Annotated in this window: 11 protein-coding genes and 1 pseudogene; 9 read left to right on the top strand and 3 right to left on the bottom strand. The window is 72.5% G+C overall.

The window, feature by feature from the left end; all coding sequences use genetic code 11:
- Positions 1–37 precede the first annotated feature (37 nt).
- Both ACFXOA_RS05955 and ACFXOA_RS05950 read left to right on the top strand, forming a co-directional pair.
- Positions 38–1,873, top strand: coding sequence for a GMC oxidoreductase (locus tag ACFXOA_RS05955; protein ID WP_385023048.1), 1,836 nt, complete (start codon positions 38–40; stop codon positions 1,871–1,873).
- Positions 1,874–2,267: 394 nt separating this feature from the next.
- The gene (locus ACFXOA_RS05950; protein WP_385023046.1) at positions 2,268–4,001 is read left to right on the top strand and encodes a peptidase; all 1,734 of its coding nucleotides are present in this window, start codon (positions 2,268–2,270) and stop codon (positions 3,999–4,001) included.
- Between the two features lie 324 nt (positions 4,002–4,325).
- Here the strand turns inward: ACFXOA_RS05950 and ACFXOA_RS05945 are convergent, their stop codons facing one another.
- Positions 4,326–4,634: a chorismate mutase gene (locus tag ACFXOA_RS05945; protein WP_385023044.1), complete on the bottom strand. Its 309-nt coding sequence runs from the start codon at positions 4,632–4,634 to the stop codon at positions 4,326–4,328.
- A gap of 314 nt (positions 4,635–4,948) precedes the next feature.
- Here ACFXOA_RS05945 and guaA point away from each other — a divergent pair, with 314 nt between their 5' ends.
- From guaA to ACFXOA_RS05920, 5 genes and pseudogenes are all read left to right on the top strand, one after another.
- A complete protein-coding gene (guaA, locus tag ACFXOA_RS05940) occupies positions 4,949–6,535 on the top strand; it encodes a glutamine-hydrolyzing GMP synthase (RefSeq protein WP_385023042.1) in 1,587 nt (528 codons plus the stop codon).
- 116 nt (positions 6,536–6,651) lie between these two features.
- A pseudogene (locus tag ACFXOA_RS05935) lies at positions 6,652–6,809 on the top strand (Uma2 family endonuclease); the annotation flags it as partial.
- A gap of 128 nt (positions 6,810–6,937) precedes the next feature.
- Positions 6,938–7,693 carry an SAM-dependent methyltransferase gene (locus tag ACFXOA_RS05930; protein ID WP_385023040.1) on the top strand — a complete coding sequence of 252 codons (756 nt, stop codon included), beginning with the start codon at positions 6,938–6,940 and terminating at the stop codon, positions 7,691–7,693.
- 129 nt (positions 7,694–7,822) lie between these two features.
- Entirely contained in the window at positions 7,823–9,091 is a 1,269-nt protein-coding gene (locus ACFXOA_RS05925) for a hypothetical protein (protein WP_385023038.1), read from the top strand.
- A gap of 74 nt (positions 9,092–9,165) precedes the next feature.
- On the top strand, positions 9,166–9,696 hold the full coding sequence (locus tag ACFXOA_RS05920) for a DoxX family protein (protein ID WP_385023036.1): 531 nt from the start codon (positions 9,166–9,168) through the stop codon (positions 9,694–9,696).
- 22 nt (positions 9,697–9,718) lie between these two features.
- Here the strand turns inward: ACFXOA_RS05920 and ACFXOA_RS05915 are convergent, their stop codons facing one another.
- Both ACFXOA_RS05915 and ACFXOA_RS05910 read right to left on the bottom strand, forming a co-directional pair.
- The gene (locus tag ACFXOA_RS05915) at positions 9,719–9,979 is read right to left on the bottom strand and encodes a hypothetical protein (protein ID WP_385023034.1); all 261 of its coding nucleotides are present in this window, start codon (positions 9,977–9,979) and stop codon (positions 9,719–9,721) included.
- Positions 9,966–11,300 (bottom strand): PspC domain-containing protein, encoded by a 1,335-nt coding sequence (locus ACFXOA_RS05910; RefSeq protein ID WP_385023032.1) that lies wholly within the window; start codon positions 11,298–11,300, stop codon positions 9,966–9,968. The genes ACFXOA_RS05915 and ACFXOA_RS05910 overlap by 14 nt, the downstream gene beginning before the upstream one ends.
- 169 nt (positions 11,301–11,469) lie before the next feature.
- Here ACFXOA_RS05910 and ACFXOA_RS05905 point away from each other — a divergent pair, with 169 nt between their 5' ends.
- On the top strand, positions 11,470–12,762 hold the full coding sequence (locus ACFXOA_RS05905) for a PspC domain-containing protein (RefSeq protein WP_385023030.1): 1,293 nt from the start codon (positions 11,470–11,472) through the stop codon (positions 12,760–12,762).
- Positions 12,759–13,454, top strand: a complete 696-nt coding sequence (locus ACFXOA_RS05900; RefSeq protein ID WP_385023028.1) for a LuxR C-terminal-related transcriptional regulator — start codon at positions 12,759–12,761, stop codon at positions 13,452–13,454. The genes ACFXOA_RS05905 and ACFXOA_RS05900 overlap by 4 nt, the downstream gene beginning before the upstream one ends.
- The last annotated feature ends 114 nt before the right edge of the window (positions 13,455–13,568 follow it).

Genomic DNA, 13,568 nt, shown 5'->3' with positions numbered 1-13,568 from the left:
CTCCGCCCCCCCCGCCCTTTTCGTACCGAGGAGAGCCATGTCCCAGGACAGCCATGCCCAGAACCAGGCCGGCCCGGCCGTCGCGGCGGACGACGACGCGTACGACTACGACGTCCTCGTCGTCGGGTCCGGCTTCGGCGGCGCGGTCTCGGCCCTGCGGCTGAGCGAGAAGGGCTACCGGGTCGGAGTGCTGGAGGCGGGGCGGCGCTTCACGCGCGACACCCTTCCCAGGAACTCCTGGGACATCAAGAACTACCTGTGGGCCCCCGCGCTCGGCCTGTTCGGCATCCAGCGGGTGCATCTGCTGGGCAAGGTGATGGTCCTGGCCGGTGCGGGCGTCGGGGGCGGCTCCCTCAACTACGCCAACACCCTCTACGTGCCGCCCGCGCCCTTCTTCGAGGACGGCCAGTGGTCGGCCATCACCGACTGGAAGGACGAGCTGGCGCCCTACTACGACCAGGCGCAGCGCATGCTCGGGGTGCGGCTCAACCCGACCGTCACCCCGGCGGACGTCCACCTCAAGGCCGTCGCCGAGTCCATGGGGGTGGGCGACACCTTCCACCTCGCCCCGGTCGGTGTCTTCTTCGGCGACGGCGAGGACGCCGACGGTACGGCCCGGGCGAAGCCCGGCGACGAGACCGCCGACCCCTACTTCGGAGGTGCCGGCCCCTCCCGCAAGGCGTGCTCCCAGTGCGGTGAGTGCATGACGGGCTGCCGTCACGGCGCGAAGAACACGCTCAACGAGAACTACCTGTACCTCGCCGAGAAGGCCGGCGCGGTCATCCACCCGATGACCTCCGTGGTCGCCGTCACCGATGACCCGGACGGTGGTCACCGGGTGTCGACCGTGCCGACCCACCGGCGCCGCAAGGCCCGGCCCTCCGTGCTGCGGGCCCGCCAGGTGGTCGTCGCCGCCGGTACGTACGGAACCCAGACCCTGCTGCACACCATGAAGGACGAGGGGCTGCTGCCCCGGCTGTCGGCCCGGCTGGGGGAGCTGACCCGCACCAACTCCGAGGGGCTGGTCGGGGCGCAGACCAGCGACCGCCGGTACCGCAGGAAGCACGGCACCGCCAAGGCGGACTTCACCCGGGGCGTCGCCATCACCTCGTCGATCCACCCCGACGAGAACACCCACATCGAGCCCGTGCGCTACGGCAAGGGTTCCAACGCCATGGGCGCGCTGACCATCCTCCAGGTGCCCTACAGCACCCACCGGGTGCTGAGCTGGTTCGGCAACGTGGCCAGGCACCCCTGGCTCACCATGCGTTCGCTGTCCAACCGGCGCTGGTCGGAACGGACCATCATCGGCCTGGTCATGCAGTCGCTCGACAACTCGCTGACCGCGTACCGCAAGCCCGGCGGAGTCGGCAAGGGCCTGCTCACCGCCCGGCAGGGCCACGGTTCGCCCAACCCGACGCAGATCGCCGAGGCGACCCAGGGCGCCACGCTGCTGGCGCAGGAGATCAACGGTTTCGCCGGTTCCAACATCGGGGAGCTCATGGGCACCCCGCTGACCGCGCACTTCCTGGGCGGCTGCCCGATCGGGGCGAGTGCCGAGGACGGTGTCATCGACCCGTACCACCGGCTCTACGGGCACCCCGGGATCTCCGTGGTCGACGGCTCGGCGGTCTCCGCGAACCTCGGGGTCAACCCGTCACTGACGATCACCGCACAGGCGGAGCGGGCCATGTCGTTCTGGCCCAACAAGGGCGAGGAGGACCCCCGCCCCGCCCAGGGCGCCGCCTACGAACGGCTCGCGGCCGTGGAACCGCGGACTCCCGCCGTGCCGAAGGAGGCGTTCGGCGCGCTGAAGCTGCCGTTCCTGGGCATTCCGGTGGTTCCCCCGAAGAAGGCCGGCTCCGGGGCATGAGCCCCGCCCGGCCGGAGGGCGGGACGCCAGGGGGCTGCACCCCCCTCCGAGTGCAGCCACCTGACGACCTGCCGGGTGACCCGCCTCGCGCGGCGGGCCCACCGTCCCCGGCGCCGCGCGGCGGACCCGCGAGCCCGGGTGTACGGGCCCGCCCCTGACGGGGCGGTGTGTGCGGGCCGGTGCGCGGGCGAACCGGTGTGTTCGTCATGCATGACCCCTGACCCCGGCCAACGGTTGTCCCTGAGTTCACAGAATCTCCATGTGTCACTCGTCACACAGACGTGTGTGGCCGATTCGTGATCACGCGCGGGACAACCGTCGGCGCGCCCGCCCGGTCCAACCTCTGTCGAGTCACAGCAGTCACACAGCTCCGCCGATCCTCAGAGGTTCGCGAATGTCACGCACTTCCCCGAGAGCAGCTCTGCGTCGTACGGCGGGCGGTCTCGTCGCCACCGGGCTGCTCGTCGCCGGTCCACTGGCCCTCGGCGCCCCGGCGCACGCGGCCGACCCCGTCTTCACGCTCGGCGGCCCCGCCGGGACGGCCCTCCACCCCTACCCGGAGTCGGGATCCCCGGAGGGGTCCGAGCTGGAGATCACCGTCCACAACCCCGACACGGACGAGGAGAGCACGGGGTACGAGGGCGAGGTGACGTACACACTCGACCTGAGCGGAATCGCGGGGATCGCCGACGTCACCCCGTCCGAGGACACGGGTGCGGAGTGCGAGGTCACCGGAACCAAGGCCGTGTGCCACGACTGGGGCGTCCACACCGGCCTCAGCGCAGTCGCCGACTTCGACCTCGTCGCCGCCCGGGGCAGCGAGGAAGGCGCCTCCGGCACCATCGAGGTGACCGGATCGGCTGAGGGGGCCACCTTCACCCCGTTCTCCACGCAGGTGACCGTCGGAGGACCCGACCTGGTCATGAAGCGGCTCCCCTTCGAGCAGGAGCTGAAGCCGGGCGACACACAGCCCGCCCCGATCACCTTCACCAACAAGGGCACCCGGGCGGCCGACGGGGTCCTGCTGACCCTCAGGTACTCGCGCGGCCTTGAGATCCCCGAGCGGTACGCCAACTGCGAGTACGACGGCGAGGCCGGCGACGACCCGTTCGACAGCTACGCCTGGGCCACCACCCTCTGCTACGTCGAGGGCTCCTACGAGCCGGGCGCCACGTACACACTCGGCGTGCCGCTGTCCGTCAGGGCGACCGAGCGCGCGTTCTACGACACCTTCGTCTACCGCATAGGCGAGGACGGCGGAGCCCAGCGCTCCGCCCAGCGCGCGGGCGCGCCCCTCACCCGCGGGACCGGCCCCGAACTGACCCTGCGGAAGGTCACCTCCTCCGCCCGGAGCGCGGACCTCGACCCCTGGGACAACCAGCAGGAGGTGGACTTCCGCACCGAGAACACCGCGGACTTCGTCGCGGTCGGCGGCAAGGCCGGCGGCGCCGTCGGCGACACCGTCACGGCCGGGATCGGCTTCCGTAACGACGGACCGGCCTGGATCGGCTACATCCGCTCCGGTGAACCCGTCGCCACCCTCGACTTCACCGTCCCCGAGGGCGCCGAGGTCACCGGCAAGCCGGACGCCTGCCGGGGTGTCACGGCCGACGGCAGGTTCCGCGAGGACCAGACCGCCGCCCCGCGCTACGTCTGCGACACCCGGATGACCGTGCGCGACGGTTCGGAGCGCACCTGGCCGTTCGACCTGAAGATCACCAAGGTGGTCCCGAACGCCACCGGTGAGGTCCGGATCCGCAACACCTGGCTGGTGGACCCGGAACTGCCCTTCGACACGACGCCGGCGAACAACATCGCGAAGCTCGTGCTCAACGGCGACGGCGCCGGCTCCGAGGACACGGGTGGCCCGTCCGGCGGAACCGCGGGGACGGGCGGTGGCACCGGAGGTGACACCGAGGGCTCCGGGACGACCGGTACTCCGGACGCCACCCCCGGTCCGGGCTCCACCGCAAGCACCGGCACCTCCGGTTCCGCGACGTCGGGCACCGGCGGGGACCTCGCCTCCACCGGCTCCACCGTGCTGATGACGTCCGCGATCGCGGCGGTTGCCCTGGCCGCGGGCGGCGTGCTGTACGCGACGACGCGGCGCCGGGCCCGCCGGGCCTGACGCCGTCGGCGTGGGGACCGCCTCAGGGCGGTCCGGAGGCGGCCGGCCCGGGCGTCCCCGGGGGCCGGCCGCACTGGGTGACCGGTCCGCTGTCCCCTGCCGACCGGTCACACGCGCCGGGTCGTGGTCCCACGGCGTACCGAGGTACGCCACACGATCCGGCGGAGTCACACGTGGGTTCCCGCCTGTGCCGCCCCTGGCCGACGCGGACAACCGGATCAACGAGGCCGTCCCCGGCCCGGTCACGCGCCGTACGGGTGAGACCGGGCCCGAACGCGGGTGCGGCCGTACAGCCTTCCCGGGCACGGCATCGCGGAGGGGCGGTCACACACGGCCGCGGCACAGCTCCAGCAGCGTCATCGCGAGAGCCGTGCCCGGCTTGCCGACGGCGTCGCTGTAGTGGCTGAGGACCTCCATCTCGCGGGCCAGGTTCACCCGGCGGCCACCGGACGTGATCCGGGCCTCCTGGATGACCGCGGAGACCGCCATCCGTTCCTGGACGAGACCGATGATCCGGTCGTCCAGCGCGTCGATGCGCGCCCGGGCGTCCCCGATCAGGGAGGCGGCCTCGTCGGTGTGCGCGCCCGTCCACTCGGTGGCCGACTTCGAGGGCGCGGTGCTGGTGCTGTTCATCCGTGAACTCCCGGTGGGTGAAGGCCCCCGGAACCCACCGGCCCGGAACGCCAGAACGCCCCGGACCTGTCGGTCCGGGGCGCCTGGAGAAGTGCTTGTCAGTTGCTCAAGCAGCACGACCATGGCAGCCGGCGGACCGGGTGCCATAGGTAAAGACGAAGATCGTGTGCTGACGCATGGCGACAAGTATGGCCCCCTCCCGGCCCCGGGTCCACGCCGGGCCCGGATGGTGAGACGGAAGCCCGGCGGGGAGCCGCTCCACGGCCGGTAGAATTGGCAGGACCGACCCCTCTCCACCGCCGGAAGGCCGCCCCGTGCCAGCAGCACCCCCCGCCGCCCCCGACACCGCGACCGACGTCGTCCTGGTTGTCGACTTCGGCGCCCAGTACGCCCAGCTCATCGCCCGCCGCGTCCGCGAGGCCCGGGTCTACAGCGAGATCGTTCCGTCCACCATGCCGGTGGCCGAGATGCTGGCGAAGAACCCCCGCGCGATCATCCTCTCCGGCGGTCCCTCCTCGGTGTACGCGGAGGGCGCGCCCAGCATCGACCGCTCGCTCTTCGAGGCCGGGGTCCCCGTCTTCGGCATGTGCTACGGCTTCCAGCTGATGGCCACCACCCTCGGCGGCACGGTCGACGACAACGGCGCGCGCGAGTACGGGCGCACCCCGCTCTCCGTCTCCAAGGCGGGCTCCACCCTGTTCGAGGGCACCCCCACCGAGCAGTCGGTCTGGATGTCGCACGGCGACGCCTGCTCCGCCGCCCCCGAGGGCTTCACCGTCACCGCGTCCACCGACGTCGTGCCGGTCGCCGCCTTCGAGAACGACGAGAAGAAGCTCTACGGCGTCCAGTACCACCCGGAGGTCATGCACTCGACCCACGGGCAGCAGGTCCTGGAGCACTTCCTCTACCGGGGCGCCGGCATCGAGCCGACCTGGACGACCACCAACGTCGTCGAGGAGCAGATCGCCCTGATCCGCGAGCAGGTCGGCGACAAGCGCGCCATCTGCGGCCTCTCCGGCGGCGTGGACTCCGCGGTCGCCGCCGCGCTCGTCCAGAAGGCCATCGGCTCCCAGCTGACCTGCGTGTACGTCGACCACGGTCTGATGCGCAAGGGCGAGAGCGAGCAGGTCGAGAAGGACTTCGTCGCCTCGACCGGCGCGAAGCTGAAGGTCGTCGACGCGGAGAAGCGCTTCCTCGACGCCCTGGCCGGGGTCTCCGACCCCGAGCAGAAGCGGAAGATCATCGGCCGCGAGTTCATCCGCGTCTTCGAGCAGGCGCAGCTGGAGATCCTCCAGGAGGAGGGCCCCGAGGTCGCCTTCCTCGTGCAGGGCACCCTCTACCCGGACGTCGTCGAGTCCGGCGGCGGCACCGGCACCGCCAACATCAAGTCCCACCACAACGTGGGCGGGCTCCCCGAGGACATCGAGTTCCAGCTCGTCGAGCCGCTGCGCCAGCTGTTCAAGGACGAGGTCCGGATGGTCGGCCAGGAGCTCGGCCTGCCCGAGGAGATCGTCCAGCGCCAGCCGTTCCCCGGCCCCGGCCTCGGTATCCGCATCGTCGGCGAGGTCACCAAGGACCGCCTGGACCTGCTGCGCGAGGCCGACGCCATCGCCCGCGAGGAGCTGACCGCCGCCGGCCTGGACCGCGACATCTGGCAGTGCCCCGTGGTCCTGCTCGCGGACGTCCGCAGCGTCGGCGTCCAGGGCGACGGCCGCACCTACGGTCACCCGATCGTGCTGCGCCCGGTCTCCTCCGAGGACGCCATGACGGCCGACTGGTCGCGGCTGCCCTACGAGACGCTGGCGAAGATCTCCACCCGCATCACCAACGAGGTCGCCGAGGTCAACCGCGTGGTGCTCGACGTGACAAGCAAGCCGCCGGGGACCATCGAGTGGGAGTGATCCCCTCGCCCTGAGGTCAACGCCGATGCCGTCGCTCATTCGTCCGGGCGGCGGCATCGTCGTATCCGCTGGGTGCTCTGGCCGTGGAGACGAGACTCAGCCCCATGGGAGCACTCATGAGCGCCGCATCCGAGGAACGGCGGTACCGCTGGCCCATCCCCCTGAGGGCGGATGGACGTCGGACGACCTCGACCGGATCCCGGGCCTCCCGCCCCACACGGAGTTGATCGACGCGAGTCTCGTTTTCATGAGTCCGCAGCGCAAGTTCCACACGGGGATCCACCACAACAAGATCAAGGTGGACTCGCCGTTCCGGTCGAGGCGGACCTCACGGAGATCTGCAGCCGGGGCCGGTAGAAAGCCCCTGGCCTCCGCGTGCGGTTCCGTGCCAGGCTCACGGTCATGTCCACCGCAGAGATCAGAGCCCTCATGGCCGCCCCCGGAAACGACCGCCTGACCTGGAACACCCCGCTGTCGGAGGAGCACGCGGCCACGCTGGTCGCCGCCTGCGCCCCCGCACCGGGCGCCCGCATCGCCGACTTCGGCAGCGGCTGGGGCGAACTGCTGATGCGCCTGGTCGAGGCGGCGCCGGGCGCCACCGGAGACGGCATCGAGACCGACCCGGACGCCGTGACGCGGGGCATGCTGCTCGCCCGGGAGCGAGGTCTCGCCGACCGGGTGCGATTCCACGAGGTGTCCGCGGCCGCGTACGCCGAGGCCGGGTACGACCTCGCCGTGTGCATCGGGTCCTCGCACGCCTGGCCGGGAGGGACCTCCGAGGCGCTGAAAGCCCTGCGGGCGGCGGTGCGTCCCGGAGGGCGGGTGCTGTTCGGGGACGGCTTCTGGGAGCGCGAGCCCTCGCCCGCCGCGCTGGAGGGGCTGGGCGCCGAACCCGGTGACTTCGGCTCGCTCCTGGAACTGATCAGGCAGGCGGAGGCCGCCGGCCTCAGGCCGCTCCAGGTGACCGTGGCGGACCAGCGGGAGTGGGATCTCTTCGAGTCGGCCGCCAACATCGGGCGGGGCGAACGCTGGACGCTGGAGAACCCCGGCCACCGGCTGCACGCCGGGGTGAGGGAGGCGGTCGACGCCCGCCGGACGGGGTACTACGGGGGATACCGGGGCACCCTGGGCCTCGCCTACCTCGTGCTCGGCACCTGAGAATCGCACATTTCCGCGACACGCGCCCCCGGGCCGCCCCGATGCGGGGCGGGCCCGCCGCGTACGGCACAATTCGCAGAAATCACAGGCGAGTTGGTTGCACCCGGGTGAGAAGGGGCGGATTCCTCCGTGGCGTTGGACGAGGCGAGGGCGAAGAGCGCGCACGGCGGCGGCTGCACGTGCGGCGACTGCCCGCACGGGGCACGCGAAGGACACCGTCGCGCGGTGGCTGCCTTCCTCGCCAAACGGGACGAACTCGCCTCGGGGAAGGGCCTGCCCGCCGGCGTCGCGCAGTCCGTCTCGGCGTCACGGCAGTGGGTGTCGGACGAGCTGACCGAATCGGCCCGCGCGGTCGCGGAACGCGGCCGGGAGGCCGGCGACGCCTGGCTCCACACGCTCTGGCGCCGCACCCTGACCGTCGTCTGGGGCGGTGTCGCCCTGCTGGTCGTCGTCGAGGCCGTCACCGCCATCGGCGCGGGCTGGTCCACGGCGCGCACCGCCGGCCTGATCGCCGCGCTCGTCACCGCCGGCCTGCTGACCGGCGCCGCCCGCCTCCACCGGGCCAGGGGCGGTCTGCTCGCCCCGCTGATCGGTGAGGACAACCGGCTCTCCACCTCGCGTACCGTCGCCGCGTCCTGGGTGCTGCTCGCCGCGTTCTCCGTGCTCGTCCTCGCGCTGCAACTGGCCGGAGCCTCCGACCACGCCGACCGCGACGCCCTCATCGAAGGGCTCGACCTGGTCCGTTCGGCGGGCGTGCTGACCGTCCTCGCCCTGGTGTGCGCGGTCGCCGTCGTCGTACGCCGTGTCGTGACGGTGCGGGTGCTCGCCCAGCGGCTGCAGAAGCTCCGTGCCGACCGGCCCCGCGCCGCCGATCTGCTGACCGACGACTCAGGGCGCGGCAGCTTCACCGATGTGCAGTACGTGCTGGTCAGCGCCGTCGCCGTGCTGTTCGCCGCGGTCCGCCTGGCCCGCCGCCCGGAGCAGTTGCCCGACCTGCCGTGGGGCCTGGCGGTCCTGGTGGCCGTGTCGGCCGCCACCTACTTCGCCGGGAAGTACGCGGAGGGCGGCCGCCCCGTCGTCCTGTCCGTCGTCCGGGCCAGGGAGGCCGGCGACCTGGACGCCCCGATCCGCACCGGCGACGACATCGAGATCCGCGGCGCGGGCTTCGTCCCGCCCGGCGCGGGCAGCCCCGACCGGCTCGCGAGGGTGGTCGTCAGGATCGGGCGGGTGCATGTGCACGTCCCCCTCGTCCCGGTCACCGGCGGCTTCGCCAACCCGGCGGACACCGTGCTGACCGTGCCGGTGCCCGTCGAGGTCGAACCGGGCACCGTCGAGGTGCAGGTCGTCACGGCGGCGGGCGTCGAGACGAACGCCTGCCGCATCGACGTCACGGACTGAGCCGCACACCTGGTGAGCACCGCCGAACCGGCGTACGTATGGTCTTCGGAGGGCCAACGGAAGGCGGAGCGGTGATGCGCGGGTACAGGGGCGGTTCCTACGGACTGGACGAGCCGAGGAGCCTGAGGGACAGGGCTGGGCGGTACGCGCTGCTGCCCCTGCGGATCTTCCTCGGCGTCACCTTCGTCTACGCGGGGATCGACAAGCTGGCCGACAGCTCGTTCCTGGCGGCGAGCGGGCCCGGCTCCATCGGCGAGATGATGCACGGCGTACGGGACAGCGCGGCGATCCCCGGCTTGGTCGACCTCGCGCTGAAGAGCCCGGAGGGCTTCGGCTACGCCATCGCGATCGGCGAGCTGCTCGTCGGCCTCGGCACCCTCGCCGGGCTCTGGGCCCGCGTCGCGGCCCTCGGGGGCGCCCTGATCTCGCTGAGCCTGTGGCTGACCGTCAGCTGGCAGAGCACGCCCTACTACTACGGGAACGATCTCGTCTACCTCATGGCCTGGCTGCCGCTGCTCCTCGCGGGTGCGCCGTACATGTCGGTGGACGCACTGAGGCGGCCCCGGGGTGCCGCCGACACGCTGAGCGGGCCGCGGATCCGGTAGCAGGAGCACCGGGGCGGGGCGGTCAGGACACCCTGGTCGCCCCGCCCCGCGCCGTCGGGGCACCGTTGGCCTCCGCTGAGGCCCGCCGTGCCCGGCGACGGCGCAGCCGGTAGTTCACCCAGGTCATGGTCGCGGCGAGCCAGAGACCGCCGACCAGCACGGGGACGAAGAACGTCCACGGGGCGTCCCACACACCCCGGGCGTCCGCCGCGTAGCCGCCCGCCAGGGTCAGCATGGCGAGGCCGGCCACCGCGCGGCCCGGGCGGATCTCATGAAGTGGCACGGGTGACCTCCAGTTGTCCGACGCCGGCCTTCAGGGCGAGCTCGATCGTTCCCGTGGGCCTGCCGCCTCCCGGGGGGTCGACCGTCCGCCGGGTGTGGTGGTCGGCGGCGATGTTCACGTCGTCGCGTGCGTCGGACGGGAACCGGATGTCACCCAGGCCCACCTCGGCGTCCACCCGCACCCGCACCCCCTCGGGGACCACGACGACCACCCGGCCCGCCCCGATCTCGACGCCGGTGCGCAGGGTGCCGTCCTTCGGGAGGGCGACCCCGGAGAGGTCGAGCCGCGCGTCGCCCAGGTCCAGTTCGTAGCGGGGCTGGACGGCGGCGACCGAGGCCGGGCGCCACTCCTCGCGCACCCAGTCGGTGCCGATGTCCCGGGGGATCAGTGTGGACCCCGCCAGCAGCCCCGCCGTGAGCACAGCCAGCACGATCGTGCCGAAGCCCGTCCTGCCGACGACGGACGCGACCAGCAGGCCGAGGCCGAACACCCCGAGCGCGGCGGCCAGCCCCAGCTGCACGCTGGTACCCAGCGGATGGGTGTCCCAGCTCAGCCCGGCGCCCAGACCACCGGCGACCACGGCCAGCAGGAAGACGGAGCCGCCGATCGAACGCGGGCCGCGGGTCCCGCGGGAACGGCCGTGCGGGCGGATCGAGGAGCGTGGCGCCGCCCCGCCCCGGCCGGACTTCCCGTCCGGGGAGAGCGCGCTCTCCGGGCCCCACAGATAGCCCGTGCCCGCGGGACCGGTCGTGCCGTCCTTGACGATCGGATCCCGCCACCAGGACGGTCCACCCGTCGTCGGAGGAGCCTTCACCTCGGGCGGGGCCCCGTGCCCGGCGGAGTGCGCGGTCGTCCCCGGGGAGTGTGCCGATGCGCCCGACGGCTCCTCGGGCGGAGCCGTCCGGCGGTGCTGCGTCCACACGAAGAAGCCGACGACCGTCAGCGACAGCATCGCGGCGAAGGCGAGCATCCCGCCGTTGTGCAGCATCGACAGCAGCAGCCCGCAGCCGACCAGGGCCAGCAGAAGGGCGATCAGCGCGGGACCCTCGACCCGGCCGGACAGCAGCCGGCGCGCCTCGTTCTCCTCCTCGCCGTCCACGGGGAGCAGCAGCCAGGCGAAGCCGTAGAAGATGAGGCCGATGCCGCCCGTCACCGCGAGGACACCGAACACGATCCGGAAGATCACCGGATCCACGTCGCAGTAGCGGCCGAGTCCGCCGCACACCCCGGCCACCACCTTCTGCCGCTTGCTGCGCTGCAGCCGTGGTGCCGGCTCGGGGGGCGGAGCGACGCCGGGGGAGGCGCCCTGGGGAACGGTCATGGATCCATGGTGACGGGCGGTACGCCCTCACGGGACCCGGGACGACCCTGGACCGACCCTGATATCGCGTCCCTGACTCCCGGGGGAGGGGCTTCACGGCGCGGCCCTCAGGGTCGGCTCCGGGCAGACCCTGATGCCACCGCCCCCCGGGACGTGTGACGATCGGTCCATGCCAGCAGCGACGAGCCGAGCCCAGAGCTCCCACGCCCCGGACCCGGAGGAGCCGGCACCGCGCAAGCTGTACCGCAGCGACGACGGGCGGATGCTCGGCGGAGTCGCGCGCGGGCTCGCCGGACATCTGGGGCTGCCGGTCGCCTGGGTGCGGTTCGTCTTCCTCGGGCTGTTCTTCGCGGACGGTCTGGGGGCCGTGCTCTACGCCGTGTTCTGGATCGTCGTACCGCTCGGGGTCGGCGGGGGTGCCGGGGCGGAGGCGCGGTCCCTCTTCGAGACCGCCCCCGACGGCAGGCGAAGACTCCGCAAGCCCGACAGGGGTCAGGTCTTCGCGCTGGTCGCGCTGCTCGTCGGGGCCCTGATCTTCGTCGGCAACGTCGACATGGGCAGCAAGGCGGACCGGTACGTCTGGCCGGCCCTGCTGATAGGCGCGGGCTCCGTCCTGGTCTGGCGGCAGGCCGACAACGCCCGCAGGGCCCAGTGGATCGAGGTCGGCCGGCGTCGCCGGGTGCTGCAGCTGGCCCGCGGGCTGGCAGGTGTGGCGCTCGTCGGACTCGGGCTCGCCGCCTTCATGGTGGTGCGGGGCTCGGCCGCCCAGCTGGGGACCGCTCTGACCGCGGCCGTCGCCGTACTGACCGGCATCGCGCTTCTCGCCGGCCCCTACCTCGTGCGGATGACCCAGGACCTCTCCGAGGAGCGCCTGATGCGCATCCGGGCCCAGGAGCGCGCCGAGGTCGCCGCCCATGTCCACGACTCCGTCCTGCACACGCTCACACTGATCCAGCGCAACGCGGACGACGGCGCGGAGGTCCGCAGGCTCGCCCGTGCCCAGGAGCGGGAGCTGCGCAACTGGCTGTACGACCCGCAGGGCACCGGCAAGGACGAGGCGGAGGGGCCGTCGACCCTCGCCGAGGCCGTCAAGCGCGCCGCTGCCGAGGTCGAGGACAAGCACGGCGTCCCGCTGGAGGTCGTCGTCGTCGGTGACTGCCCGCTCGACGAGAAGCTCACGGCGCAGATGCAGGCCGCACGCGAGGCGATGGTCAACGCCGCGAAGTACGGTGGCGAGGGCGGCGCCGTACAGGTATTCGCGGAGGTCGAGGGCCGCACGGTCTTCGTCTCCGTACGGGACCGGGGGCCGGGATTCGACCTGGACGCCGTACCGGCCGACAGGATGGGCGTACGAGAATCAATCATCGGCCGGATGCAGCGCAACGGCGGTACGGCGCGGCTGCGTTCGGTGCCCGGCGGGGGCACAGAGGTCGAGCTGGAGATGGAGAGGTCGGGCGAATGACCGAGAACACCGAAGCGACCGGGGGCCCGGAGCGCCGGGTACGGGTCGTGCTCGTCGACGACCACCGGATGTTCCGCACCGGGGTCCAGGCCGAGATCGGCCGCACCGAGGAGACCGGGGTCGAGGTCGTCGGAGAGGCCGCCGACGTCGACCAGGCGGTGACCGTGATCACCGCGACCCGCCCCGAGGTCGTCCTGCTGGACGTCCACCTCCCGGGAGGCGGCGGGGTGGAGGTGCTGAGGCGCTGCGCCCCGATGATGGGCGCGGTCGAGAACCCGGTGCGTTTCCTGGCGCTGTCCGTGTCGGACGCCGCCGAGGACGTCATCGGAGTCATCCGGGGCGGCGCCCGGGGCTACGTCACCAAGACCATCACAGGGTCCGACCTGGTCGACTCGGTCTTCCGGGTGCAGGACGGCGACGCGGTGTTCTCGCCGAGGCTGGCCGGGTTCGTCCTCGACGCCTTCGCCTCGACCGACGCCCCGCCGGTCGACGAGGACCTGGACCGGCTGACGCAGCGCGAGCGTGAGGTGCTGCGGCTGATCGCCCGGGGATACGCGTACAAGGAGATCGCCAAGCAGCTGTTCATCTCGGTGAAGACGGTCGAGTCACATGTCTCGGCGGTGCTGCGCAAGCTCCAGCTGTCCAACCGGCACGAGCTGACCCGGTGGGCGACGGCGCGACGGCTGGTCTGAGCCCGGGGCTCCGCGGGCGGGATCCGGATACGGCCGTCGCCCTGGCGCGGCCTGGTCCCGGCTGTTCGGGCCGGGTCCCGTGTCCCGGCCGGGTCCCGTGTCCCGGCCGGTCCC

The sequence above is a fragment of the Streptomyces sp. NPDC059166 genome, from assembly GCF_042755185.1.
Lineage (GTDB): Bacteria > Actinomycetota > Actinomycetes > Streptomycetales > Streptomycetaceae > Streptomyces.
This window is presented reverse-complemented; position numbering and strand designations above follow the sequence as displayed.

Bases quoted from the DNA above. Each gene is read 5' to 3' on its own strand.
- ACFXOA_RS05955 (WP_385023048.1), top strand. From the start codon at position 38: ATGTCCCAGGACAGCCATGCCCAGAACCAGGCCGGCCCGGCCGTCGCG.
- ACFXOA_RS05950 (WP_385023046.1), top strand. From the start codon at position 2,268: ATGTCACGCACTTCCCCGAGAGCAGCTCTGCGTCGTACGGCGGGCGGT.
- ACFXOA_RS05945 (WP_385023044.1), bottom strand. From the start codon at position 4,634: ATGAACAGCACCAGCACCGCGCCCTCGAAGTCGGCCACCGAGTGGACG.
- ACFXOA_RS05930 (WP_385023040.1), top strand. From the start codon at position 6,938: ATGTCCACCGCAGAGATCAGAGCCCTCATGGCCGCCCCCGGAAACGAC.
- ACFXOA_RS05920 (WP_385023036.1), top strand. From the start codon at position 9,166: ATGCGCGGGTACAGGGGCGGTTCCTACGGACTGGACGAGCCGAGGAGC.
- ACFXOA_RS05910 (WP_385023032.1), bottom strand. From the start codon at position 11,300: ATGACCGTTCCCCAGGGCGCCTCCCCCGGCGTCGCTCCGCCCCCCGAG.
- ACFXOA_RS05905 (WP_385023030.1), top strand. From the start codon at position 11,470: ATGCCAGCAGCGACGAGCCGAGCCCAGAGCTCCCACGCCCCGGACCCG.
- ACFXOA_RS05900 (WP_385023028.1), top strand. From the start codon at position 12,759: ATGACCGAGAACACCGAAGCGACCGGGGGCCCGGAGCGCCGGGTACGG.